General features: G+C 73.8%; 21 protein-coding genes. 10 read left to right on the top strand and 11 right to left on the bottom strand.

Annotated elements, in window-relative coordinates; all coding sequences use genetic code 11:
- Nucleotides 1-68 precede the first annotated feature (68 nt).
- Together ABZ854_RS11725 and ABZ854_RS11720 are read right to left on the bottom strand one after the other, a co-directional pair.
- Nucleotides 69-3,443: a pyruvate carboxylase gene (locus ABZ854_RS11725; protein ID WP_361208011.1), complete on the bottom strand. Its 3,375-nt coding sequence runs from the start codon at nucleotides 3,441-3,443 to the stop codon at nucleotides 69-71.
- Between the two features lie 72 nt (nucleotides 3,444-3,515).
- Nucleotides 3,516-4,433 (bottom strand): hypothetical protein, encoded by a 918-nt coding sequence (locus ABZ854_RS11720; RefSeq protein ID WP_361208008.1) that lies wholly within the window; start codon nucleotides 4,431-4,433, stop codon nucleotides 3,516-3,518.
- A 301-nt stretch (nucleotides 4,434-4,734) separates the two neighbouring features.
- Between ABZ854_RS11720 and ABZ854_RS11715 the strand changes: the two genes are divergently transcribed.
- Nucleotides 4,735-5,724, top strand: a complete 990-nt coding sequence (locus ABZ854_RS11715) for an aldo/keto reductase (protein WP_361208004.1) — start codon at nucleotides 4,735-4,737, stop codon at nucleotides 5,722-5,724.
- Nucleotides 5,725-6,126: 402 nt separating this feature from the next.
- On the opposite strand, the gene ABZ854_RS11710 is transcribed toward ABZ854_RS11715, so the two are convergent.
- From ABZ854_RS11710 to ABZ854_RS11690, 5 genes are all read right to left on the bottom strand, one after another.
- On the bottom strand, nucleotides 6,127-6,858 hold the full coding sequence (locus tag ABZ854_RS11710; RefSeq protein WP_361208001.1) for a metallophosphoesterase: 732 nt from the start codon (nucleotides 6,856-6,858) through the stop codon (nucleotides 6,127-6,129).
- Nucleotides 6,855-7,142 carry a BON domain-containing protein gene (locus ABZ854_RS11705; RefSeq protein WP_361207998.1) on the bottom strand — a complete coding sequence of 96 codons (288 nt, stop codon included), beginning with the start codon at nucleotides 7,140-7,142 and terminating at the stop codon, nucleotides 6,855-6,857. The genes ABZ854_RS11710 and ABZ854_RS11705 overlap by 4 nt, the downstream gene beginning before the upstream one ends.
- Complete coding sequence (locus ABZ854_RS11700) at nucleotides 7,139-7,822, bottom strand: hypothetical protein (protein WP_361207995.1); 684 nt, start codon at nucleotides 7,820-7,822, stop codon at nucleotides 7,139-7,141. Before ABZ854_RS11700 ends, ABZ854_RS11705 begins: the two co-directional genes overlap by 4 nt.
- A 162-nt stretch (nucleotides 7,823-7,984) precedes the next feature.
- The gene (locus ABZ854_RS11695) at nucleotides 7,985-8,800 is read right to left on the bottom strand and encodes an SAM-dependent methyltransferase (protein WP_361207992.1); all 816 of its coding nucleotides are present in this window, start codon (nucleotides 8,798-8,800) and stop codon (nucleotides 7,985-7,987) included.
- Between the two features lie 59 nt (nucleotides 8,801-8,859).
- Nucleotides 8,860-9,735 (bottom strand): helix-turn-helix transcriptional regulator, encoded by an 876-nt coding sequence (locus ABZ854_RS11690; RefSeq protein ID WP_361207989.1) that lies wholly within the window; start codon nucleotides 9,733-9,735, stop codon nucleotides 8,860-8,862.
- A 320-nt stretch (nucleotides 9,736-10,055) separates the two neighbouring features.
- On the opposite strand from ABZ854_RS11690, the gene ABZ854_RS11685 reads away from it, so the two are divergent.
- Nucleotides 10,056-10,793, top strand: a complete 738-nt coding sequence (locus ABZ854_RS11685) for an ATP-binding protein (protein WP_361207986.1) — start codon at nucleotides 10,056-10,058, stop codon at nucleotides 10,791-10,793.
- A 286-nt stretch (nucleotides 10,794-11,079) separates the two neighbouring features.
- Nucleotides 11,080-11,877: an SAM-dependent methyltransferase gene (locus ABZ854_RS11680; protein ID WP_361207983.1), complete on the top strand. Its 798-nt coding sequence runs from the start codon at nucleotides 11,080-11,082 to the stop codon at nucleotides 11,875-11,877.
- A 15-nt stretch (nucleotides 11,878-11,892) separates the two neighbouring features.
- Here ABZ854_RS11680 and ABZ854_RS11675 read toward each other — a convergent pair whose 3' ends face one another.
- Nucleotides 11,893-12,354, bottom strand: coding sequence for an NAD(P)H-dependent oxidoreductase (locus tag ABZ854_RS11675; RefSeq protein ID WP_361207980.1), 462 nt, complete (start codon nucleotides 12,352-12,354; stop codon nucleotides 11,893-11,895).
- A 53-nt stretch (nucleotides 12,355-12,407) separates the two neighbouring features.
- Here ABZ854_RS11675 and ABZ854_RS11670 point away from each other — a divergent pair, with 53 nt between their 5' ends.
- Together ABZ854_RS11670 and ABZ854_RS11665 are read left to right on the top strand one after the other, a co-directional pair.
- A complete protein-coding gene (locus tag ABZ854_RS11670; RefSeq protein ID WP_361207977.1) occupies nucleotides 12,408-13,049 on the top strand; it encodes a methyltransferase domain-containing protein in 642 nt (213 codons plus the stop codon).
- Between the two features lie 134 nt (nucleotides 13,050-13,183).
- Complete coding sequence (locus tag ABZ854_RS11665) at nucleotides 13,184-13,834, top strand: lipoprotein (RefSeq protein ID WP_361207974.1); 651 nt, start codon at nucleotides 13,184-13,186, stop codon at nucleotides 13,832-13,834.
- Nucleotides 13,835-13,919: 85 nt separating this feature from the next.
- Here the strand turns inward: ABZ854_RS11665 and ABZ854_RS11660 are convergent, their stop codons facing one another.
- On the bottom strand, nucleotides 13,920-16,025 hold the full coding sequence (locus tag ABZ854_RS11660; protein ID WP_361207971.1) for a DUF1996 domain-containing protein: 2,106 nt from the start codon (nucleotides 16,023-16,025) through the stop codon (nucleotides 13,920-13,922).
- A gap of 424 nt (nucleotides 16,026-16,449) precedes the next feature.
- Here ABZ854_RS11660 and ABZ854_RS11655 point away from each other — a divergent pair, with 424 nt between their 5' ends.
- From ABZ854_RS11655 to ABZ854_RS11635, 5 genes are all read left to right on the top strand, one after another.
- Nucleotides 16,450-18,030 carry an NlpC/P60 family protein gene (locus ABZ854_RS11655; protein ID WP_361207968.1) on the top strand — a complete coding sequence of 527 codons (1,581 nt, stop codon included), beginning with the start codon at nucleotides 16,450-16,452 and terminating at the stop codon, nucleotides 18,028-18,030.
- 175 nt (nucleotides 18,031-18,205) lie between these two features.
- Nucleotides 18,206-19,570 (top strand): FAD-dependent oxidoreductase, encoded by a 1,365-nt coding sequence (locus ABZ854_RS11650; protein ID WP_361207965.1) that lies wholly within the window; start codon nucleotides 18,206-18,208, stop codon nucleotides 19,568-19,570.
- 659 nt (nucleotides 19,571-20,229) lie between these two features.
- Nucleotides 20,230-21,345, top strand: a complete 1,116-nt coding sequence (locus ABZ854_RS11645; protein ID WP_361207962.1) for a hypothetical protein — start codon at nucleotides 20,230-20,232, stop codon at nucleotides 21,343-21,345.
- Between the two features lie 55 nt (nucleotides 21,346-21,400).
- A complete protein-coding gene (locus tag ABZ854_RS11640; RefSeq protein ID WP_361207959.1) occupies nucleotides 21,401-21,697 on the top strand; it encodes a DUF1232 domain-containing protein in 297 nt (98 codons plus the stop codon).
- A complete protein-coding gene (locus ABZ854_RS11635) occupies nucleotides 21,694-22,386 on the top strand; it encodes a 2-phosphosulfolactate phosphatase (protein WP_361207957.1) in 693 nt (230 codons plus the stop codon). Before ABZ854_RS11640 ends, ABZ854_RS11635 begins: the two co-directional genes overlap by 4 nt.
- Before the next feature lies 1 nt (nucleotide 22,387).
- Here the strand turns inward: ABZ854_RS11635 and ABZ854_RS11630 are convergent, their stop codons facing one another.
- Together ABZ854_RS11630 and ABZ854_RS11625 are read right to left on the bottom strand one after the other, a co-directional pair.
- Nucleotides 22,388-23,509 carry a hypothetical protein gene (locus tag ABZ854_RS11630; protein ID WP_361207954.1) on the bottom strand — a complete coding sequence of 374 codons (1,122 nt, stop codon included), beginning with the start codon at nucleotides 23,507-23,509 and terminating at the stop codon, nucleotides 22,388-22,390.
- Nucleotides 23,510-23,641: 132 nt separating this feature from the next.
- Entirely contained in the window at nucleotides 23,642-23,749 is a 108-nt protein-coding gene (locus tag ABZ854_RS11625) for a helix-turn-helix domain-containing protein (protein WP_361207951.1), read from the bottom strand.
- Between the last annotated feature and the right edge of the window lies 1 nt (nucleotide 23,750).

Genomic DNA, 23,750 nt, shown 5'->3' with positions numbered 1-23,750 from the left:
CTCACGCGGACCGCGCGCCGCGTCCGGTCTCCCGGTCGCGGCGCGCGGTCGTGTGCGTGCGGGTGGGGTCAGGCGATCTCGACGAGCAGGTCGCCGCCCTCCACCTGCTGGATGCGGTTGATGGCCAGCCGGGACACCCGTCCCGCCTTCGGCGCGGTGATCGTCGCCTCCATCTTCATCGCCTCGATGGTGGCGACCGTGGCGCCGGCCGCGACCTCGTCGCCCTCGGCCACCGCGAGCGTCACGACACCGGCGAACGGCGCCGCCACATGGCCCGGGTCGCCGCGGTCGGCCTTCTCCGTCACCGGCACGTCCGAGGCGGCCGCCCGGTCACGTACCTGAATGGGCCGCAGCTGTCCGTTCAGCGAGGACATCACGGTGCGCATGCCCCGCTCGTCGGCCTCGCCGACCGCCTGCAACTCGATCAGCAGGCGGACGCCGGGCTCCAGGTCGACGGCGTACTCCGTGCCCGGGTCGAGGCCGTAGAAGAAGTCCTTGCTGTCCAGGACGCTGGTGTCGCCGAAGGACTGGCGGTGCGTGTCGAACTCGCGGGTCGGGCCGGGGAACAGCAGCCGGTTGAGCGTGGCCCTGGGCTCCTTGGCCAGCCCGTCGCGGTCCTCGGCGGACAGTTCGGCGACCGGCTTGGCCTCCCCGCGGCCCTGCAGCGCCTTGGTGCGGAACGGCTCGGGCCAGCCGCCGGGCGGGGTGCCCAGTTCGCCGCGCAGGAAGCCGATCACCGAGTCGGGGATGTCGAACCGGTCGGGCGTCGACTCGAAGTCCTCGGGCGAGACGCCCGCGCCGACCAGGTGCAGGGCGAGGTCGCCGACCACCTTGGACGACGGGGTGACCTTCACCAGGTGGCCCAGGATGCGGTCGGCCGCCGCGTACATCGCCTCGATGTCCTCGAAGCGGTCGCCGAGCCCGAGGGCGACGGCCTGCGTGCGCAGGTTGGACAGCTGGCCGCCGGGGATCTCGTGGTGGTAGACGCGGCCGGTGGGGGAGGCGAGGCCCGCCTCGAACGGGGCGTAGATCCTGCGCACGCCCTCCCAGTACGGCTCCAGGTCGCCGACCGCCTGGAGGTCCAGGCCGGTGGGCCGGTCGGAGTGGTCGGTGGCGGCGACCAGCGCGGACAGCGACGGCTGCGAGGTCGTACCGGCCATGGAGGCCACCGCGCCGTCCACGGCGTCCACGCCGGCCTGGATCGCGGCCAGGTACGTGGCGAGCTGGCCGCCGGCCGTGTCGTGGGTGTGCAGGTGCACCGGCAGGCCGAACTCGCGGCGCAGCGCCGAGACCAGGGTGGCGGCGGCCGGGGCGCGCAGCAGGCCGGCCATGTCCTTCACGGCCAGCACGTGCGCGCCGGCGTCGACGATCTGCTCGGCCAGGCGCAGGTAGTAGTCGAGGGTGTAGAGCCGCTCGTTCGGGTCGCTGAGGTCGGCGGTGTAGCAGAGGGCGACCTCGGCGATCGCGGCGCCGGTCTCGCGTACGGCGTCGATGGCGGGCCGCATCTGGCCGACGTCGTTGAGCGCGTCGAAGATGCGGAAGATGTCGATGCCGGTGGCGGCGGCCTCCTGGACGAAGGCGTCGGTCACCTCGGTCGGGTACGGGGTGTAGCCGACGGTGTTGCGGCCGCGCAGCAGCATCTGGAGGCAGATGCTGGGCACGGCCTCGCGCAGGGCGGCCAGCCGCTCCCAGGGGTCCTCGGCGAGGAAGCGGAGGGCTACGTCGTAGGTGGCGCCGCCCCAGCACTCCAGGGAGAGCAGTTCGGGCAGGGTGCGGGCGACGGCCGGCGCGACGGCGAGGAGGTCCTTGGTACGCACGCGGGTGGCGAGGAGCGACTGGTGGGCGTCGCGGAAGGTGGTGTCGGTGACGCCGACCGTGGGCGAGTCGCGCAGGTGCCGGGCGAAGCCCTCCGGGCCGAGTTCCACCAGGCGCTGCCGGGAGCCGGCGGGCGGCTCGCCGGCGGGCAGCGGCGGCAGCTTGCCGGTCGGGTCCAGCAGGTGGGGTCGTTCGCCGTGCGGCTTGTTGACGGTGACGTCGGCGAGGTAGGTGAGCAGCTTGGTGCCGCGGTCGGCCGAGTGACGGGACGTCAGCAGGTGCGGGCGCTGCTCGATGAAGGAGGTGGTGACCCGGCCGGCCTGGAAGTCCGGGTCGTCCAGGACCGCCTGGAGGAAGGGGATGTTGGTGGACACGCCGCGGATGCGGAACTCGGCGACGGCGCGACGGGCGCGGCCGACTGCGGCCTTGAAGTCGCGGCCCCGGCAGGTGAGTTTGACCAGCATCGAGTCGAAGTGGGCGCTGATCTCCGTGCCGGCGTGGGTGGTTCCGCCGTCGAGCCGGATGCCGGAGCCGCCCGGCGAGCGGTAGGCGCTGATCCGGCCGGTGTCCGGGCGGAACCCGTTGGCGGGGTCCTCGGTGGTGATACGGCACTGCAGCGCGGCCCCGCGCAGGGTGACCGTGTCCTGGGAGAGGCCCAGGTCGGCGAGGGTCGCGCCGGCCGCGATGCGCAGCTGGGACTGGACCAGGTCGACGTCGGTGACCTCCTCGGTCACCGTGTGCTCGACCTGGATGCGCGGGTTCATCTCGATGAAGACGTGGTTGCCGTCGCGGTCGAGCAGGAACTCCACGGTGCCCGCGTTGCGGTAGCCGATCTCGCGGGCGAAGCGGACCGCGTCGGCGCAGATCCGCTCGCGCAGCTCCGGGTCGAGGTTGGGGGCGGGCGCCAGCTCGATGACCTTCTGGTGGCGGCGCTGCAGCGAGCAGTCGCGCTCGAAGAGGTGGATGACGTTGCCCTCGCCGTCGGCGAGGATCTGCACCTCGATGTGGCGGGGGTCGACGACCGCCTTCTCCAGGAAGACGGTCGGGTCGCCGAACGCGGAGGCGGCCTCGCGGGAGGCTGCCTCGATGGACTCGCGGAGCTGGGCGGGGTCCTCCACGCGGCGCATGCCGCGCCCGCCGCCGCCGGCGACGGCCTTCACGAACACCGGGAAGCCGATCGCCTCGGCGGCGCGGACGAGTTCGTCCACGTCGTTGGAGGGCGCGGAGGAGCCGAGGACGGGCACGCCGGCGGCTCGGGCGGCGGCGACCGCGCGGGCCTTGTTGCCGGTCAGTTCCAGCGTCGGCGCGCTCGGGCCGACGAAGGTGATGCCCGCTTCCTCGCAGGCGCGAGCCAGTTCGGGGTTCTCGGAGAGGAAGCCGTAGCCCGGGTAGACGGCGTCCGCCCCGGCCCGGCGGGCGGCGGCGACGATCTCCTCCACGGAGAGGTAGGCGCGCACGGGGTGGCCCGGTTCCCCGATCTCGTACGCCTCGTCTGCCTTGAGCCGGTGCAGTGAGTTGCGGTCCTCGTGCGGGAAGACGGCGACCGTGCGCGCGCCGAGTTCGTACCCCGCCCGGAACGCCCGAATCGCGATCTCTCCACGGTTGGCGACCAGCACCTTGCGGAACATCCTGGATTCCCTTCAGCCTGCCGGCGACGAACACCATGGTGTCAGCCGTACCTGCCGTACGTTGCGGCAAGGCTAGGGGGTGCCCGCACGTGTCGAAGTGCGAAAACCGTCACATTGACGTGGTGGGGACATGCCAGTTTCGGGGGTACCGGGGGTCACGGAGGTCTGCTCGGGCGCGGTCCGGGCGTGGACGACGACGGTCCCGGGCCGGATCACCGGCGCGAGGGGGGCGCGCCCGGTCCGGCCGGGTCGCCACAGGGCCCGTGACAGGGCCCACGGGAGGGCGCGGAGACGGTCGCCGCGGCCGCGCAGCAGGCCCAGGACGATCGCCGTGCCGACGGCGATCAGATGCTCGCGCCCGGCCAGGTTGGGGACGGCGATCGACTCCCACACCATCGATCCGCCGGTCAGGGTGAACACCACGGGCGCGCGGCGCACCACCGAGAGGTAGGTGAACAGGCCGACCACGGCGGCCGACGGCCCGGTGTCGAGGACCTTCCCGCAGTCGGCCGGCAGTCCGAGGCCCCACCAGCCGGGGCCGAGCGCGATCATCAGCCGGGCGGTGAGGGTCCCCGCCAGCGTCGTGACGTACGCGATGACCAGGGTCCGGGTCCGGCCGAGCGCGAGTTCGGCGAGGGCGAAGGCGAGGAACAGCTGGGTGATGCCCGCCCAGACCGGCAGGTCGAGCGCCGGGACGTAGAGGGAGACGGGGGTGCGCAGCAGGGAGAGCCAGAGCGGCAGGTCGGCGGTGACACCGCCGAGCCGGCGCACCCAGAGGGCTCCGGTGGGGTGCTGGGCGATGTCGTGGAAGAAGATGACGCCGGCCGCGGCGACGAACGCCAGCGGGAGCCCGGACAGGCCGCGGCGGGCGAGGCTGTGCACCGGGTCGACGACGATGGCGTGCCATTCGCCGCGCAGGGTGCGCGCGGTGAACCGGGTGGCGCGGGCGAGGACCGCGCGTAACCGGTCCCGGCGCCGGTCGGCGCTCATGGGGCACGGCGGCCCGTCGGCCCGACGTCCCGCGTCACGCACATCTCCCCCCTCCGCTCCGGGCATCCGTTTGGTCCGTTCGAGGCGTTCCGGTCGTGATCCGCCCGTTTCCTGCGCCATCGTAAAGATGTACCGCTCTCATCCGGCTGAACCTCCGCCTTCCAAGACGTGGCGCGCCGCGGCCGAGTTGCCCGGCGTGACGCGCGGGGCGGCCCGGCGGGCACGCCTTGACTTGGAGCGCGCTCGAAGTCGTAGCGTCCGGGCGGTACGAAGATCGAGTGCGGAAAGGCTGGAACACGACATGCGACAGCGCAGTCTGCGGGACCTCCAGGTATCGGCCATCGGCCTCGGCTGCATGGGGATGTCCGCCTTCTACGGCTCGGCCGACCAGGACGAGGGCATCGCCACCATCCGGCGCGCGCGGGAGATCGGGGTGACCTTCCTCGACACGGCGCAGATGTACGGCCCGCTCACCAACGAGTCACTGATCGGCGAGGCGATCCGGGGGCACCGCGACGAGTACGTGATCGCGACGAAGTTCAACTACCGGATGGACGACGCGGTGCCGGGCGACATCAGCACGGTGGGCCGGCAGGACGGCTCGGCCGAGCACGTCCGCAGCTCGGTCCACGGTTCGCTGGAGCGGCTGGGCACCGATCACATCGACCTGTACTACCAGCACCGGGTGGACCCGAACGTGCCCATCGAGGAGACGGTCGGCGCGCTCGGGGAACTGGTCGCCGAGGGCAAGGTGCGGCACATCGGGCTGAGCGAGGCGAGCGCGGAGACCATCCGGCGGGCGCACGCCGTCCATCCGGTGACCGCCGTGCAGAGCGAGTACTCGCTGTGGACGCGGGACGTGGAGGCGGAGGTGCTGCCCGCCTGCCGGGAGCTGGGCATCGGCTTCGTGCCTTATTCGCCGCTCGGCCGCGGCTTCCTCGCCGGACGCTTCAGCTCCCCGGAGGAACTGGACGAGGGCGACTTCCGCCGCAGCAACCCGCGCTTCGCCGACGCCAACCTGGAGGCGAACCTGCGGCTGGCCGCCAAGGTCAAGGAGATCGCCGCCGAGAAGGAGGTCACCCCGGCCCAGCTGGCGATCGCCTGGGTACTGGCCCAGGGCGACGACCTGGTGCCCATCCCGGGCACCAAGCGCCGCACCTACCTGGAGCAGAACGCGGCCGCGGTCGACATCGAACTCACCGAGGAGGACATGACCCGCATCGACGCGGAACTCCCCGAGGCGGCAGGCGCCCGCTACGACGAGGCAGGCATGCGATCGGTCAACCGCTGACACCCCCGTTCGCGCAGTTCCCCGCGCCCCCAGAGGGGCGCGGGCCTGCGCCGGATCGCGGCTCCGCCGCGTGGGCGCGACAAGCCACTGACGCCCCGCAGGTAACGACGGCCGGGGGCAGCGCCCCGAAGGGGCGCGGGGAACCGCGCGACAAGCCACGACGAGCCCGCGGCCGACGACGGCCCGGACGAGACTGGGCCGCCCGCGCTGGGCCTCCTCATGGAGTGGGCGGGAGCCCGCGGCGCCCTGACCGCCGGCGGCCTGCTGATCGCTGGCACCATCGCCGCGGGCCTTCTGAAGCACCGCACCGCGCGACCGACCCGCCCGACCTTGCCGAAGCAGGACAGCGGCCTCCCGGACCGAGAGACCCTGCGCACGGCCGGCTGACGCGTACGCCCTGCCTCATGCAGCACGGGTCGGCAGGTGGTACACGTGGAACGCCTGCCCGATCACCGGCTGCGCCACGTTCCGTACCCGCACTCCCCCGCTGGTCATCCCGTGCTCGGTCCCCGCATGCGCGTGTCCGTGCACCGCGAGGTCCGCGCCCCCCGTGTCGATCGCCTCGGCCAGCAGATAGCTCCCGAGGAACGGGTAGATCTCCGCCGGCTCCCCCGCCAGCGTGTCCTCCACCGGCGAGAAGTGGGTCAGCGCGATCCGCACGTCGCAGTTCCGCTCGTCGAGGTCCTTCAGCGCCCCGAGCAGCCCGTCCGCGCACCGGCGCGTGTAGCGGACGAACTCCTTCATCAGCGGCTCCCCGAACTCCCCGGCGCACCGCCCCACGAACCCTCCCCCGAACCCCTTGGTCCCGGCCACCCCGATGCGCGCCCCGTGGGCGGTGACCACGGCCGCCTGTCCCTCCAGGACGTGCGCGCCCGCGTCCCGGAGGATCGCGGTGACCTCCTCGGGGCGTTCGTCGTGGTGGTCGTGGTTGCCCAGGACGGCGACGACCGGCACCGCGAGGTCCTTGATCTCACGGGCGACGACGCCGGCCTCCTCGGGCGTGCCGTGCCGGGTGAGGTCGCCGGCGAGGAGCAGGACGTCCGCGCACTGGGGCAGGGTCTCGAAGGAGGCCCGGAGCGTGCCCTGGCTCTCGGGGCCCATGTGGATGTCTCCGACGGCCGCGACGCGGATCATGTCAGGTCCTCCCCTTGGTCGGGCGAGGCGGTCCCGGCGACGAGGAGGTCGCAGTGGACGGGGTGCCCCGCCAGTTCCTCGCGGGCCAGCTTGAGGATCTCGTCACGGCACTGGGTGGAGGGCACCGTGCCGGTCAGCTGGACGGCGTCGCCGCGAGCGACGAGCCGTACGCCCAGTTCCCCGAGCGGGCCGGCGGCCAGGTGCTCGGCGAGGTGCGCGACGCGGTAGTCCAGGTTGAGGTCCGCCGGCGTGTCCGGCGGACGGCGTGTGTCGTGGTCGGTCATGGCTGCCCCTCCTGGGGATCGATCACGTTCAGCCGTTCGAGGAGGAAAAGGAAGGCGGCGGGCATGGGCTCGCCGCCGCAGGTCGCCCGCACCTCGTCCCAGTCGACCTTCTCGCGCACGGCGCGGGCCACCGGCAGCACGGCCCCGAAGTCGCAGTAGTGCTCGGAGAACGCGCTGATCAGGCTGCGCATGAGATCGGTCGGGGACAGGACGGGCATGAGGACCGAGTCGACGGGGAGGCACTGGGCGCGGCCGAGCATGTCCTCGGTGACGGGCTCGTGGGCCAGCGCGAAGATGACGTCGACGTCCTGCCCCTGGCTGGTGGTCTTCACCAGCCAGTCCTCCGGCGGGGTCCGTACGGGCAGCCCGGCCTCGCGCAGGGTGGCGGCCACCGCGTCGGCGTCCTCGGGCAGCACGCAGAAGTCCGCGTCGTGCTGGAGGTGGCGGCCGCCTCCGTGGGCGTACACGGCCACGCTGCCGGCCAGCGCGAAGGGGTGGCCCTTCCTCTTCAGGAGGGCGCCCACCTGTTTGGCGGCCTCCAGGATGGCCTGGCTGCGGTCGCGCGGCAGGTGCTGCGCGTCCGGTGCGGCCGGTGCGGGCTCCTGCCCCGCGGTGGCGAGGCGGAGTCCGGTGACCTCGGCCGGCCGGACGGGGGCGGGGTCCTCCCCGTTCTGCGTCATGGCCTCTCCATTCACGGCGCCCTGCTGCCCCGGCGGGCCGGACCGGCCCCGGGGACCATCGGGTACCCGGGCGGCCCGCACCGACACGGCACCGCCGCCGTCGCCGTGCCGGAAGACCGTGAGACCCCACGGCCCGCCCCGAAAGGCAGAGCCGCCCGGCCGTCAGGGTTTGCGGGCGACCGCGCCGTACATCGCGATGTCCTCGTCGCGGATGCCCCGCTCGCCGGTGCCGTCCGGGTGCCACCGGTGGACCTGGACGACGCCCGGGTCGAGCAGGTCCAGACCCTCGAAGAAGGCGTGGGCCTCGTCCAGGGTCCGCAGCCGCATCGGCATGCCGCGGGCGGCGTACTCGCGGGCCACGCGGCCGACCTCGGCGGGCGCGAAGTCGGCGGTGCCGATGGACATGGCCAGGTGGCTGCCGGAGGGCAGCGGCTCCATCAGGCGGCGTACGACACCGACCGCGTCGTCCGCGTCGACCATGAAGTGGACGATGGCGATCACCGTGAGGGCCACCGGCCGGTCCAGGTCGAGGGTGGCCCGCAGCTCGGGGGCCCGGAGGATGGCCGCCGGGTCGCGGAAGTCCGCCTCGACGTACGCGGTCCGGCCCTCGGGTGTGCTGGCCAGCAGGCCCTGGGAGAGGGTGAGGACGATGGGGTCGTTGTCGACGTAGACGACCCGGGAGGCGGGGGCGACGGCCTGGGCGATCTCGTGGAGGTTCGGCGAGGTCGGGATGCCGGTGCCGATGTCCAGGAACTGGCGCATCCCCGCCTCCTCGGCGAGCCGGCGCACCGCGCGGTTCATGAAGTCGCGGTTGGCGCGCATGTGGACCGGGAGCGCGGGCCACTCCCGGGACATGGCGTCCCCGGCCTCCTGGTCGGCCGGGTAGTAGTCCTTGCCGCCCAGGATGTAGTCGTAGATGCGGGCGGAGTGCGCGTTCTCGGTGTCGACGCGGTCGGCCGGCCATCCGTTGTCGGTCAACGCCGTGCTCCTCGGTCGGTGGTTCTGTGCGGGGCATCTGAGGTTCGCGGAATTCTCGTTCACAGCTCCTTGCGGAGCGCGCCGAGCAGGCTCTCGGTACTGCCCGCGGGTGCCGCCTGGGCGCCCAGCCGGTCCAGGGCCTCGCGGTACACCACGACCTCGTCGCCCTTGTCCAGGTAGACGGCGCCGACGAGGCCGCCCAGGTGGACGATGTCGGGCAGTTCGGGGGCCCGGAACCGGAACAGGTGGAAGGCGCCCGCCCGCAGCGCGGGGTGCGGGCCGTTGGCGAACGGCATCAGCTGGAGCGTGACGTGGGGCAGCCGGCTCAGCTCCACGAGATGGTCGATCTGGGCGCGCATCACCTCGGGCCCGCCGACCGGCCGGCGCAGCACGGTCTCGTCCATCACGACCCACAGCCGCGGCGGGCCCTCGCGCGCCAGCAGATCCCGGCGGCGCCTGCCCAGGGCGACGCGGCGTTCGGTCACCTCGGCCGTGGCGTGCGGGTCGCTCGCGCCGAGCAGGGCGCGGGCGTAGTCCTCGGTCCGCAGCAGACCGTGCACGAACTGGTTCTCGTAGGCCCGGATCTGAAGGGCGGCCTGCTCCAGGCTGAGGCAGGCCGCGAACCAGTCGGGCACGACGTCGCGGTAGGTGTGCCACCAGCCGCGCTTATTGGCCTCCCGCACCGACCCCAGGAAGGTGTCGATCTCCCGCCGGTCCGTCACGCCGTACACCTGGAGCAGTTTCTCGGCGTCCGCGAGGCGCAGCCGGGCCACCTTCGCCGCCTCCATGCGGCGGATGGTGGAGTGGCTGACGCCGATGACGGCACCCGCCTGGTCGTAGCTCAGGCCGGCCCGGGTCCGCAGGTCCTCCAGCTGTCTGCCGAGGATCATGCGCAGGACGGACGGGGCGCCGCCCCAGTCGGTCTCCTCGGTCACGCACTACCCCCTCACACAGGTCCGGGGTCACCGTCTCATGCGACGGCTCTCCGCGGCCCCCCCTTCGATCACGTCGTGACGGAAGCAGCATGCTCGTGGCTGCTTGCAATTTTCAACTTGCCGGTTGCGAGGGGTTGTTGGCGGGTGCGAAAGTGGTCTCCCTGCTCCGGCCGACCAAGGAGCGGGCGGCACAGCCCAGTTGGGGGAGACCGGGCTGATCCACGGCCTCGTACGGAGGCGCGTTTCGTCGTCCGCGCCCCGGCGGCCGGTTCTCCGACACCGACCCCCACGGCACGAGGCCGGACGAAAGGCGTACGGCGATGGCTCCGCCCTCTCTCCCCCGACCGCTGCACGGACTCCCCGGGCAACCGTACGCGGAAGCCGGGGCCGCGTTCGCGGAAGCCGGGGCCCCGTACGCGGACGACCCGGTGCCCCCCGGGCCGGCGCACGCTTCCGACCCCCCGCTGCCCGGTCTCACCGCTGCCTTCGAACTGCCGGCGGCGCCCGCTTCGGTGGGCACCGCCCGCCGGGTCCTGCGGGACGTGCTGGCCGCGTGGGGTCTGCCCGGGGACGCGCTCGACGACGCCGTCCTGGTCACGTCCGAGCTGGTGACCAACGCGCTGGTGCACGCGGCCGGGGAGCGGATCACGTGCCGGCTGCGGGACGCCGGGGACCGGGTGCGCGTCGAGGTCGAGGACCAGAACCGGGGGCAGGCACGCCCCGTGCCCCGCCGGCCCGGGCCCGAGGACCAGAACGGGCGCGGACTGTTCCTGGTCGATGTGCTCAGCGCCGACTGGGGGGTGACGGTCGTGTCCGGCCGTACGGCGCGCGTGGTCTGGGCGGAGCTCGCGGCGACCGGGGCGAGACCCGGCGCGGCCGGACACGCACCGGCCGCACCTCACCGACGGACCACCCCCCACTCGTCCGAAGGACCCTCGGCACATGACCCCCACGACCCACGTGACCTCCGGGACGCCTATGACCCCGCCGGCGCCCATGAACGACCTGAACCCCGTGCACCACGTGAGCCGCATGAACCCGCCGGCTCCGGCGCCTGACCCGTCCGCGGATCCTTCCTGGACCGGCACCCGCCCCAAACCGGGCCCGGCTCCCCTGGCGGAAGCCGACCGCCCCGGGCCCGGCCGCCCCGTCACGATCACCCGCCGGGCCCCCGCCGGCGACGGCCGGATCTGATGCCTGCCGGGCCGGGCCGGCGGCATTCGCACCGGTTCTGCCGTAGATTCGCCCGCGCCGCGGGACGCCCGCGTCCACCGGGGCCGGGCGATGCCCCGGCGGACGGCCCGGCCGCGCCCGCACGGACATCCATCAGCAGGGAGAGGTGACGTGACAGACACCGGATTCAGCCCGGACCGCATCGACACCAGCAGGCCGCACTCCGCGCGGATGTACGACTGGTACCTGGACGGCAAGGACCACTACGCCGTCGACGCGGACGCGGCGCGGGAGGTGATGCGGCTGCTGCCCGGAGTCAAGGACATCGCCTGGGCGAACCGCGAGTTCATGCACCGGGCCGCCCGCTACGTCGCGGACCAGGGGGTCGCCCAGTTCCTGGACGTCGGCACCGGGATCCCCACCGAGCCCAACCTGCACCAGATCGTGCAGGACGTCAGCCCGAGCGCCCGGGTGGTGTACGCCGACAACGATCCCATCGTGCTGCGGCACGCCGAGGCGCTGCTCCAGGGCCGGCCGGAGGGCCGTACCGCCTATCTGCACGCCGACGTCCGCGAGCCGGAGAAGATCGTCGAGTACGCCCGCGAGCACCTGGACCTGACCCGTCCGGTCGGGCTGTCGCTCATCGCACTGCTGCCGTTCCTCACCGACGAACGGGACCCGTACGGCGTCGTCGCCACGCTCCTCGAACCCCTGCCGCCGGGCAGTCACCTGACGATCTCGCACATCACGTGGGAGGCCGACCCGGGCGTCTGGGAGGGCATCGACGCCGTCTACCGGTCCGGGGGCACCGAGTTGCAGGCGCGCTCGGCCGCCGAGGTGACGCGGTTCCTCGACGGCCTGGAGATCTGCGAGCCGGGCGTCGTGACGGCCACCCGCTGGCACCCCGAACCGGGCATGCGGGTCCAGGCCGAGCAGCCCGTGTACGTGGCGGTGGCCCGCAAACCGTGACGCCCGGCCGGTGGTTCAGGCGTCGGCGTCGGCCAGTCCGGCGGCCAATGTGGCGCCCAGTTCCCAGCAGGCCTCCACGTCGGCCTTGCCGGGTTCGCCGGTGACGGTCACCGCCCCGGTGGCCGGGCGCCAGCCGAGGCCGGTGGTGATGGACTCGATGGCGCGGACGGCACCGGTGACGTCGTTGCCGCCGTGCACGTAGTAGCCGAAGGGGCGGCCCCGGGTCTCGTCCAGGCAGGGGTAGTAGACCTGGTCGAAGAAGTGCTTGAGGGCGCCGGAGACGTACCCCAGGTTCGCCGGGGTGCCGAGCAGGTAGCCGTCGGCCTCCAGGACGTCGGAGGCGGTGGCGGACAGGGCGGCCCGGCGGACCACGCGGACGCCCTCGATCTCGGGGGTCGTCGCGCCGGCGACGACGGCCTCGAACAGCGCCTGGCAGTTGGGCGAGGGGGTGTGATGGACGATCAGGAGGGTAGGCACACCCGAACCCTGCCGTGCGGGCGGGGCCGGCCGCAAACACGTGAGGAGCCGTTGTGCCCGAGGAGGACCGCGAGGTACCGGCAGCCGTCGTGTTCGACGCGCTGGGCCTGGAATACGAGAGGGCGTTCGCCGGGTCCGAGGCCCACCGGGCGTCCCTGCGCCGGCTGCTGGACGGGCTGGAGCCGGGCAGCCGGGTGCTGGACGTGGGCAGCGGGACGGGCCGGCCCACCGCGCGGACCCTGGCCGACGCGGGGCACCGGGTGCTCGGCGTCGACGTCTCACCGGTGATGACCGAACTGGCCGCGAAACAGGTGCCCGGCGCCGAGTTCCGCCGTGCCGACATCCGCGCTTTCCCCTTGCCGGACGACTCGTTCGACGCCGTGTGCGTGTACTTCTCGCTGCTGCAGATGACCCGGGCCGAGCAGCGGGCGGTGGTCGCCCGCCTGGCGCGCGCGGTACGGCCCGGCGGGCTCGTCGCGCTGGCCACCGTGCCCCTGGACCTGGAGGACGTCCAGGGCCTCTTCATGGGGCAGCCGGTGCGGGTGACCAGCTTCGCCGCCGCGGACTTCACGGCGCTGGTGGCCGGGGCGGGTCTGAGCGTGCTCGCCGAGGAGAGCGTGTTGTTCACCCCGGACCACCCGGACGCCGTGGCCGAGCCGCATCTCTTCCTGCACTGCCGCCGGGACGGCGGCTGAATTCCCCTACGGCGTCGCCAGGGGCCTCAGGTACTGTGTCCGCCTGGACCACAGGGGAGTAAAGAGTGCAGGTCAGGGCGGGGAACAGAGTGGGGAACACACGGGGCGGAGCGGCGGCTGCGAGCGTGGCGGCGATGCTGCTGGCAGCGGCGCTGAGCGGATGCGGCGGGGCAGCGGGCAACAGCGGCGGACCGTCGAGGGCCGACGGCACGGCCCACCCGAGCGCGTCGGGCACGGTACGCGTGGCAGCCCGGGGCGGCACGGTCGGTGCCACCGGCTCCGCCTGCGAACTGCCCGTCCACTTCGACGTCGCCGCGCACTGGAAGCCCAGGTCGATCGACGCCGGCGCGGCGGCGTCGAAGGCGGCCGACGGCCCCGACGGCGACCTCGGGCGCTCGGTGGCCGACGCCCTGATGCACCAGGGGCCGGTCACCGCGGCCTGCGAGATCGACGCCAAGCCGGCCGGTGACATCGGCTTCCTGCGCGTGTGGACCGGCCGCCCCGGCGACACCGACGCCCGCGGTGTGCTGCGCGCGTTCGTCGCAGCCGAGGACAACGTGAGCGAGGAGCGGTACCGGACGTTCACGGCCGGCGGCCTCTCCGGGGTGGAGGTGGACTACCTCTACACGAGCAAGGTCCTGGACGAGACGAAGAAGGAGTGCGCCTTCGCCGTCGTCACGCCGCACGGCCCCGTCGTGGTGCACCTCGGCGGCCTGGACACCGAGGAGCACGAGGCGATGCTGCCGGCATACGAACTGGCCAAGCGGACGCTGCGGCTGAACTGACGGCTTGGAGCGGGACGGCGCGGGCGGCGGTGTGCGGGTGCCGCCTGCCTGGCCCCGGTGGTTACCGGAGCCAGGCGGGGGCCGATCAGTAGGTGCTGCGCCTGGCCCGGAGGAACAGGACGAGGCCGGAGAGGGCGAGCAGGATGCCGATGGCCGCGGGCCACAGGTGGGCGCCCGTGTCGGCCAGTCCGCCGCCCTGAGTCCCCTGGGGCTCGGTCTGCGCGACGGGAGGCGGGGTGTCCTGGCCGGTGGGGGTGGTGGTCTGCGGGGTCTGGGTGGCCTGGCCCACCTCGCCGCCGGCGGCGGTCTCGGTGGAACCCGACCCGGCCTCGCCGGACCGGCCGGGCTGCGTGGTCTTCCCGGCGGTCGCGGAGTCACCGGCCGCACCGGAGCCGTCCGACGTTCCCGAACTGCCGGACTTTCCGGAGCCGACCGACGTTCCGGCATCCCCGGAAGTGCCGTGGCCCGTGCCCTTCCCGGTGCCCGCTCCCTTTCCGCTGTCGCCGCCCCTGGCGGTCTCCGTGGCCCTGGGATTGCCGGTGTGCCGCGTCTTGCCCGGTGCGGTGGTCTTTCCCGGCTCGGCGGGCGAGGTCGACGCCTCGGCGCGCGGCGGCTCGCTCGCGCCGGCCGTCGGGCCCGCGCCGCTGCTCGCGCCCGGGTCCGGGGCCGTCGTGGCGCCGGAGTCGCCGCCGGGGCCGCAGGTGCGCCCGGAGTTGATGCAGTCGACCATCTGCCGCATCAGGCCGTCGTCGAAGATGGCGATGAAGTCGCCGTGGTCGGTGACCGGTTTGTGCAGCTGCTCGGGGAAGGAGTCCACCGCGAACAGCGGGACCGTACGGCCGCCGTCCTTCAGGCTCGGCGCGTCGACGTCGTAGACGATGCGCTGCACGAGTTGCGGAACGGGCTCGAAGCCCGCAGGGCAGGAGCCGTCGGGGGCCTGGAAGGCCATGTGGGTGCGGTGGTTGGCACTGTCGGTGTTGCGGCCGTCCCAGCAGCTCTGGAATTGGAAGCTGCGTACGACGTCGCTGCCGGCCGGGCACAGCGGGTACTTGTCCTTCAGCTGCCGGTCCTCGTAACCGGTGCAGCTCCAGGAGGCGTTGGCGTTGGCGGGGCCGTTGACGAAGGCCTTGGCGTCGCCGGTGATGATCCGCAGCAGGCGGGGCATCGCGGTGACCTTGCCGCGCGCGTTGCCGACGAAGGTGAGGGTGACCTCCTTGGGGGTCACGATCTGGCCCGCGTTGCCCTCCGTGCCGCCGCCCGGGGCTCCCGCGTCCCGTTCCTGCTTGCCGTTCTGCAGGCGCAGCACCGGCCAGTAGTACGTCGACTTGTCGCCCTTGTCCACGCAGCTGGTGTCGGCCTTCTCCAGGTCGTCGTCGCTGGCGAAGGCGTTGTTGGACTGGTTGCCGATGTAGTCGTGGAAGTGGTGGGCGCCGTTGGTGACACCGGGTGAGGTGATGACGTTGTCCGAGTTACGCAGGCCGTTGGCGTTGACGCCGCAGTCCGAGGTGAAGCTGCCGCGGGACGCGTCGGCCTGGGGCGCGGGGGTGGACACGTTGGGCTGTACGGAGGTGATGTCCTGGTAGTCGGAGGCGACGGGCCCGTTGCCCCCCTGGCCGGTGCCGGCCTGGCCGCCACCGTTCCGGCCGTCGCCGTTCTGGCCGTCGCCGTTCTGGCCGTCGCCGTTCTGACCGGTCCCGTTCTGTGCGCCGCCGTTCTGGTCCTGGCCGGACGCGCTCGGGGCTGCGCCGTTCTGGCCGGCGCCGGCCGCGTCGCCGCCCTCGCCCGGGCGCAGGGTGCAGGCGGCCAGGGATTCGAGTCCCTCGGGCCGGTTCCCCGCCTTGTCGATGGCGTCGGCGATCCGCAGGATCGTGGCGGCGCGCTTCTCCTTCAAGGGGTTCATGATCGTGCCGTCGGCGCTGCCGGGGTCCTCTCGGACGGTCTGGGCCGACTGCTGGAGTTGACGGTAGGCGCCCGCCGTCTGCTGGTCGAGCTGGGAGAGTTCGCGGTTTACGTCGGCACGGGCCGCTTGCGGCACATCCGTCAGTTTCGTCCCGACGTCCGGGCAGTCGATCGTGGCCATGCCGGCGGACTTGATCTGCCCGGTGGCCGTCGGCGCGCCCTGCCCGCTCCCATCGCCGTCGCTGGCCGAGGCGTAGACATTGACCGCGACCAGCCCTCCTCCGCCCAGCATCAGAGCGATCGCTGCGAAGGTCGCGCGTTGTGCGCCGGTCGGGCGTCTGCGCCTGTTGCGTCCCAAGGTCGTACCCCTGCGTCTCGTAGCCGTTCGGGCGTGGAGTTCCCCCGGGCTGATACGTGGGGCGGCGCCGATGTGTTCAACCGTCGCGGGAATTCACCGAAACCTCATGGGAACCGCGGCCGGACCGGCTGGGCAAGATGCTGTACCCGCCCGAACGTCATGGCGAACATCACGAATATGTATCGGACATTCCGGCCGTCAACCTTCACGGGAGCCACACAAGTTGGCTAGGTTGACGCCTGGCCGACCGGCTCCGCCCGGGCGAACCCGCCGGGCTGCCCTTGGGGCGGTGAACCCGGTGGTCTCGGGAGAGCGTCGGCCCAACTGCCCTGCGGGGCGAGGAAGGAGCACGTCTTCCATGGCGCCGGAGAGCCGCGACGAGGTACGGCAGCGGATCAACTCCCTCTACGACCGGGCGGAGGACGCCACCGGCAACTTCAACGCGACCCGCGCGGCGGCCGCGCGGTCACGGGGCGTTCACCTCGCGAAGCGGCCGGTCGGGCTGCGCCCGGATCCGGGTCTGGACGAGGTGGCCCGGCCATGGTTCGACCTGGCACGCGCCTCACTCGGGCCCACCGTGCCCGCCGCGCTGCCCGCCGGCCGGCAGCCGGACCGCCCGTCAGCCCTCGCGGAACTCACCGGCCGGGCCACCCCGGCGGAACAGTACGACCGGCTCGCACTGCCGGAGCCAACCGGCTCGGCCGCCCTGCCGGAGCCGGCCGGCCGCGCGACTGCGGCACTGACCGGGCGACCGGCTCCGGAGCTCACGGCGCGAGCGTTGCCGCCCGGCGTCGGCCTGCCGGAACTGCCCGGTGGCGGCCCTCCGGAACGGTCGGGCGCCGACTCCGCGGCACTCCCGCTCCCTTTCGCGGCGCAGCCCGGGTCCGCCACCGCCGAGACGGCACGGCGCCCCTCCCCCGCCCAGAGCAAGTCGGCCACCCGGCGCAAGCTCGCCGCCGCGGGCGACTTGTTGTTCCGTCACACGGCGCGGTCCGTCCTCCCCCTCGCCACGGTCCAGTCCCCGCCCTCGCCGAGCGCGCCGGGTCCTGCGGCGGACCGGTCCGTCACAGATCCCGGGGAACAGTGGCGCCGACCCCAATGGGCGGCACCGGGCGTGTTCCGGACCCCAGCCCCCCTCCCCCTGCCCGCCAACCCCGACCCGCTGACCGACACGGGCACCTTCGCCCCACCGGCGGCCGCCGATCCACTGACCGGCACGGGTGCCTTCGCTCCACCGGCGGCCCTTGACCCGCCGACCGACACCGGGACCTTCGCCTCACTGACCGGCACGGGTGCCTTCGCTCCGCCGCCGCCCGGCTCCGATCCCTTGACCGACAGCGGCGCGCACGTCTGGGCCGCCGCCGTCGATCCCCTGACGGACAGCGGCGCGCACATCTGGGCCGCCGCCGTCGATCCCCTGACGGACACCGGCTCCCTCGCTCGCCGGCCCGAGGTCACCCCGCCGCGTGTGATCGACCCCTTGACGGACAGCGGCTCCTTCATCCGGCGGCTGACGGACACGGGCTCGTTCGCCGCAATGCCCACCACCCCGCCCACCGCCGCGACGGAGTCGGCGCACGCCGTCCGTATCGGTAAGGTGCTGGCCTTCGCGCGCGAGCAGATCGGCAAGCCGTGTGTCTGGGGCGCCACCGGGCCCGACTCCTACGACTGCTCCAGTCTCACCCAGGGAGCCTGGCGGGCCGCCGGGGTCACGCTGCCGCGGGCCGCGCATGAGCAGGCGTTCGCGGGCACGCCGGTCCCGCTCGCCACCATCGAGCCCGGTGACCTCGTCCTCTTCTTCGACGACGACCGGCACGTCGGCGTCTGCACGGGCGACGGCATGATGGTGCACGCGCCCGGCCCTGGGTCGTACATCCGCGAGGAGTCGATCTACGGCGCCGGGGAGTCGGCGATCCACCGGGTGATACGTCCCGCGTGAGGGGAGGGGGCGGCCCGCGAAGCCGCCTTTCGGCGGCCCCGGCCTCATAAGGCCACGCTGGAGAAGTCATAAGGTCCGCTTATGAGGTCATAGACGTGACCCTCGTACCAACTTAGGTCTGCCTTAGTTTAGGCTTCCCGTCGAGTCGCCATCCACGCTCGAAGGGAACCTGATCATGCCGCGCCCCCTGCGGGTAGCCATCGTCGGAGCCGGCCCCGCCGGGATCTACGCCGCCGACGCCCTGCTCAAGTCCGAGGTGGCCGCCGAGCCCGGCGTCTCCATCGACCTCTTCGAGCGGATGCCCGCCCCGTTCGGCCTGATCCGGTACGGCGTGGCCCCCGACCACCCGCGGATCAAGGGCATCGTGACCGCCCTGCACCAGGTGCTGGACAAGCCGCAGATCCGCCTCTTCGGCAACGTGGACTACCCGAACGACATCAGCCTGGACGACCTGCGCGCGTTCTACGACGCCGTCATCTTCTCGACCGGCGCCATGGCCGACCGCGAGCTGCGCGTCCCGGGCATCGACCTCGACGGGTCCTACGGCGCCGCGGACTTCGTCTCCTGGTACGACGGCCACCCGGACGTCCCCCGCACCTGGCCCCTGGAGGCCGAGAAGGTCGCCGTCCTGGGTGTCGGCAACGTCGCCCTCGACGTGGCCCGGATCCTCGCCAAGACGGCGGACGAACTGCTGCCGACGGAGATCCCGCCGAACGTGTACGACGGCCTCAAGGCCAACAAGGCCCTGGAGATCCACGTCTTCGGCCGCCGGGGACCGGCGCAGGCCAAGTTCAGCCCGATGGAGCTGCGCGAGCTGGACCACTCCCCGAACATCGAGGTCATCGTCGACCCCGAGGACATCGACTACGACGCGGGCTCGATCGAGACCCGCCGCGGCAACAAGCAGGCCGACATGGTCGCCAAGACGCTGGAGAACTGGGCGATCCGGGACGCCGGCGACCGCCCGCACAAGCTGTTCCTGCACTTCTTCGAGTCCCCCACGGAGATCCTCGGCGCGGACGGCCGCGTCGCCGGCCTGCGCACCGAGCGCACCGCGCTCGACGGCACCGGCAACGTCAAGGGGACCGGCGCGTTCAAGGACTGGGACGTCACCGCCGTCTACCGCGCCGTCGGCTACCTCTCCGAGAAGCTGCCCAAGCTGCCCTGGGACCTGGAGACGGGCACCGTCCCGGACGAGGGTGGCCGGGTGATCGAGGAGGGCGGCGCCCACCTGCAGTCGACGTACGTCACCGGCTGGATCCGGCGCGGCCCGGTCGGCCTCATCGGCCACACCAAGGGCGACGCCAACGAGACGGTGTCCAACCTGCTGGACGACTACGCGAACGGCCGCCTGCACGCCCCGTCGGCGCCCGAGCCGGAGGCGGTGGACACCTTCCTCGCCGAGCGCGAGGTCCGCTTCACCACCTGGGAGGGCTGGTACAAGCTGGACGCCGCCGAGCGGGCTCTCGGTGAGCCGCAGGGCAGGGAGCGCGTGAAGCTCGTCGAGCGCGCCGACATGCTGCGGGAGAGCGGGGCGTAGGCCCCGGACGCCGGTACACCGCCGGACGGACGCGTGCGTCTCCGCTCCGCCGCGCTGCCCGACCGCGTTAGGCCCGGTGAACGGGGCCCGCCCCTGAGCGGATGGACGGGCGGGCCCTCGACGGCCCATTGTGGGGGCCACGCGAACGCACGGACACGTGTGAACCGCGGTCGCCTGACGCGTTCCACGCACACCCCGCGCGCGGGGCGCACACCCCGAGCGCGGAGGCCGTTCGCGCCGTAGGCGGGGCCGGTTCGCACCGTGCGTGAGTCCAGTTCGCGCATGCGCGGGGGCGGGTTCGCGCCATGCGCGGGGACGGCTCACGCCGTTCCGGGGCGGTTCGCGCCATACTGCGGGGGCAGTTCAAGCCCTTGCGGGGGCGGTTCCCGCCGTTGCCGGTGCCGAGGCGCCGGGCCCGGCGGTTCCCGCCGTTGCCGGTGCCGAGGCGCCGGGCCGGCGGCCGTCGCGCCGGGTTCGCGCGACGCCTGCGCGCCCCTCCCGTTCGCGGCGCACGCGCGGCGTACGGGTGCCGCACATGGCGCGCCCCCGCGCCGCCTGCGCGCGCCCAGTCGCGCGACACCCCGGGCACCCACCCCCCGGCTCGGGGCGCACGGCGGTGATACTGGTAGACGCACCCGCCCCCATCAGCAGATTGGCCCATGTCGAACTCCGCCACCGACCACGCCACCGTCCCGCAGAGCCTCTGGGCGGCCCGCGGCCGTCACACCGGCCCCGCCCCCGAGGAGATCCTCCGCCGCGCCCTGCGCCGCCGCAGGGACGACGGGGACATCGACGACTTCGCCGAGCCGCCCCCGGACGAGGACTCCGCGCGGCGCGTCTTCGAGGCGCGCTGGCGGGCCGGCGGCACGGTCACGGTGCGGGCCCGCCTGACCCTCGTACCGCGCGAGGGCCACCCGGAGGGGCACGAGTGGACACTCGTCGCGGAGGCGGAGCGGCCCTGGGACGACGCGTGGCCGTCGCCCGCGACCCTGTTCTGGCCGGAGGCCGGCGACGACGGCGAGGCAGGCGCCTGGGACCACCACCCGAGCGTCGCGGGCCTGCGCTTCCGGCAGGTCAACGCGCTGCCCACGGACGACAAGGAGATGCGGCGCCGGCTGCGGGACGCGGCCCGGCAGGCCTGGTGCGTGCACGTCGTCGTGCACGAGGCGATGACCCCGGACGAGCGCGGCCGGCTGCCGCTGACGGGCCTGCTGCCGCCGGGCCTGAGGCACCGCGTGGTGGAACACCGGGCGGCGCCGCACCAGTTGCGGGCCGTCAACTGGGCGCTGAAGGACCTCGGCGTCGAGGTGCCGCGCGGCGGCGCCGTACTGCTCCCCCCGGACCCTGCGCCGGACGGCTACGACGGGCCGGACCACCGGGTGCGGGACGTCTTCCTCGACGGCAGCGAGCCGGCGGGGCTCGTCGAGGTCCTGCGGCGCTACGTCGCCCTGCCCCGGCCGCTGCCCGAGGGCGGCGCGGAGGCACTGGCCGACCTGCGGGACAACTGGACCCTGATGACCCCGCAGGAGGAACTGGAGCGCGAACGGCAGCGGGTCGCGCGGTACGCCGAGGCGCTGGAGGCCATGACGCAGTCGCGGGACCTGTACCGGGAGGCCGCCGAGCGGGCCCACGAGGCGCTGGCCGCCTACCGTGACACGCCCGCCGCTTTGGCACCGCAGGAACCAGTCGGCACGGAATCCGCCTCTGCCCTGCAGCAGTTGGCCCGGACCTGGGACCGGCTGCGGTTCACCTCCCGGCCGGGGAAGGGCACATGACCGGACCCGTTGTGCGGGGCCGGGCAATCCTGGCAGCCTGAGGGCTGGAGGCCGGATGGACGACACGACCACGATCCTGCTGGTGACCGCCGCCGTCGTCGCGGCGGTGCTGCTCGCCGTCGCCGTCGCCGTACTGGTACGGCTGGTCCGTACCCGGCGCACCCTGCGGCGGGCCGGGCTGCCGACGGGGCCCCGCTGGGTGTTCTGGGGCGCGGTGCTGTATCTCGTCCTGCCGACCGACCTGCTGCCCGACCCGGTCTACCTCGACGACATCGCCGTACTGCTCCTCGCCCTGCGCACCATGCGCTCCGCCCACCCGGTGCCGCCGGCGTCCGGCACCATCGGACGATGAAATCCACGTTCACGGGGATCGACTCCGTGCCCGCGGCCCCCGAGGTCGCCGTCGTCGTCGACGTGCTGCGCGCGTTCACCGTGGCCGCGTGCGCGTTCCGGGGCGGTGCCGAGCGGATCGTGTTCGCCTCGACGCGGGAGGAGGCGCTGGAGCTGAAGGCCCGTCACCCCGGCTGGCCGGCCTTCCAGGACGGTGCCCCGCTGCCGGGGTTCGACCTGGCCAACTCGCCGGCCCGGCTGCGTTCTCTGGACGTGCGGGGCCGCACCATCGTGCAGAAGACGACCGCGGGGACGGCGGGTGCGCTGGCCGCGTCCGGTGCCGGGCTGCTGCTCTGCGCGAGTTTCGCGGTGGCCGGCGCGACCGCGGAACTGCTGCGGGGAGTGGCACCGGACGAAGTGACCTTCGTCGTCACCGGGGACGGCGGACGGGCCGAGGAGGACAGGGCCTGCGCCGAGTACATCGCGGCGCGTGTCGGCCGTGCCGCCGCCGGCCCGGAGCCGTATCTGGACCGGGCCCGGCGGTCCGATGCCGCCGCCCGGCTCGCCGAGGGCGTGCGCCGCGGGTTCGCCGGGGTGCATCCCGAGGACGTGGCGCTGTGTCTGGAGGCGGATACGGCCTCGTTCGCGATGGTGGCCGCCCGGACGGACGGCCACCTGGTGCTGAGGCCGGCCGGGCGGCCGGCGGGCTGAGTCAGCGCCGTTCGCCGTGGCGCCCGTTCGCCGTGGTCAGCGTGGTGAGCAGGACCGCCAGCGCGGCGATCGCCGCCGCCGCGGCCAGCGCGCCGGCGATCCACGGCGGGGCGAGGACGGCGGCCTGGATCCGGGCGGCGTTCGGCAGGCCGAACCGGCCGGCCAGGACGTGCCCGGCGGCAAGCACCGCCGTCACCATGAACGCGCCCGCCGCCGCCAGCAGCCGGAACGCCGATGCCCGCGAGGGCAGCGCCATGGCCAGCAGGACGCACAGCGCCGAGACGACGATGGTGGCCCCTAGGACGCCGTGGGACGGCCCGGTCCAGTAGCGCGGGGCGTGGGCGACCCCGCACAGGAACGCCATCAGGGAGGCGAACCGGGCGCCCCACAGTGCGGCCGTGGCCGTGCGGGCGGCCGGGCCGCGGGGGTCCGCGCGCCCCTTGCCGGCGCGGGCGGCCGCCGCGGGCGCGACCACGGGCATGGGCGCCGTCAGGACGGGGACGGGGAGCGTCGCGTCCGGCGGGGGTGCCTCGCGGCGGGCGCGTTCGGCGACCAGTCGGCCGACCAGTTCGGCGATGTCCTCGACCGGACGGCCGGCCGCCGCCTTCACGGCGGCCTGCCCGCAGTGGGGTTCCAGGGGCGTGCGGCGCAGCAGCTCCATCAGCCGGCTGACGTCCTCGACGGGACGGCGCTCCGCGGCGGCGCGGATCGCCTCGTCGGCGTTGCCGGTGCCCCGGGGCGACTCGGCGAGCAGCGTGACCAGGCGCATCACGTCCTCCACGGGGCGGCCGATGCCGGCCGCGCGCAGGGCGTCGGCGGTGGCGCGGGCGTGCTCCGGCGAGCCGTCCAGCAGGCTGATGAGCCGGACGACGTCCTCCAGCGGGCGGTCGGCGACGGCCGTGCGGAGCAGGCCGTACAGCGGATCACCGAACGGATCGCTGTCTGCGGGCGCGACGCTGCCGTCGGGCACGGCGCTGTCGCCGGGTGTGGGCTCGGGGTGCTTCTCCGGGGGCCCGTCGGGCCGGGTTCCGGGGTCGGGCGGGGGCGTGGCCAGGCCGGTGACGGCTGCTGCGTCGGGTATGGCGAAATCGTCGGGACGGGGGGACGGAGAGCGGGTCGTCATCTCGGCTCCAGAAGAAGGGTGCGGCCGCACCTGCGCCCCCGCGTGCGGCGCGCGGCATTACGGTGACCATTACTAGGAGCCCGGCCGGAGTCCCGCCACCCGGGCGGGGCAGAGGTGTGAGCCGGCGTCCGGTCAGCGGGAGCGCAGGGTCCGCGAGGGCGGTTCGCCGAACCGGGCGCGGTACCGCTCGGCGAAGCGGCCCTGGTGGGCGAAGCCCCAGCGACGGGCGACGTCGGCCACG

Source organism: Streptomyces sp. NPDC047028 (assembly GCF_040644095.1).
In the GTDB taxonomy this organism is placed as follows: Bacteria; Actinomycetota; Actinomycetes; order Streptomycetales; family Streptomycetaceae; genus Streptomyces.
This window is presented reverse-complemented; position numbering and strand designations above follow the sequence as displayed.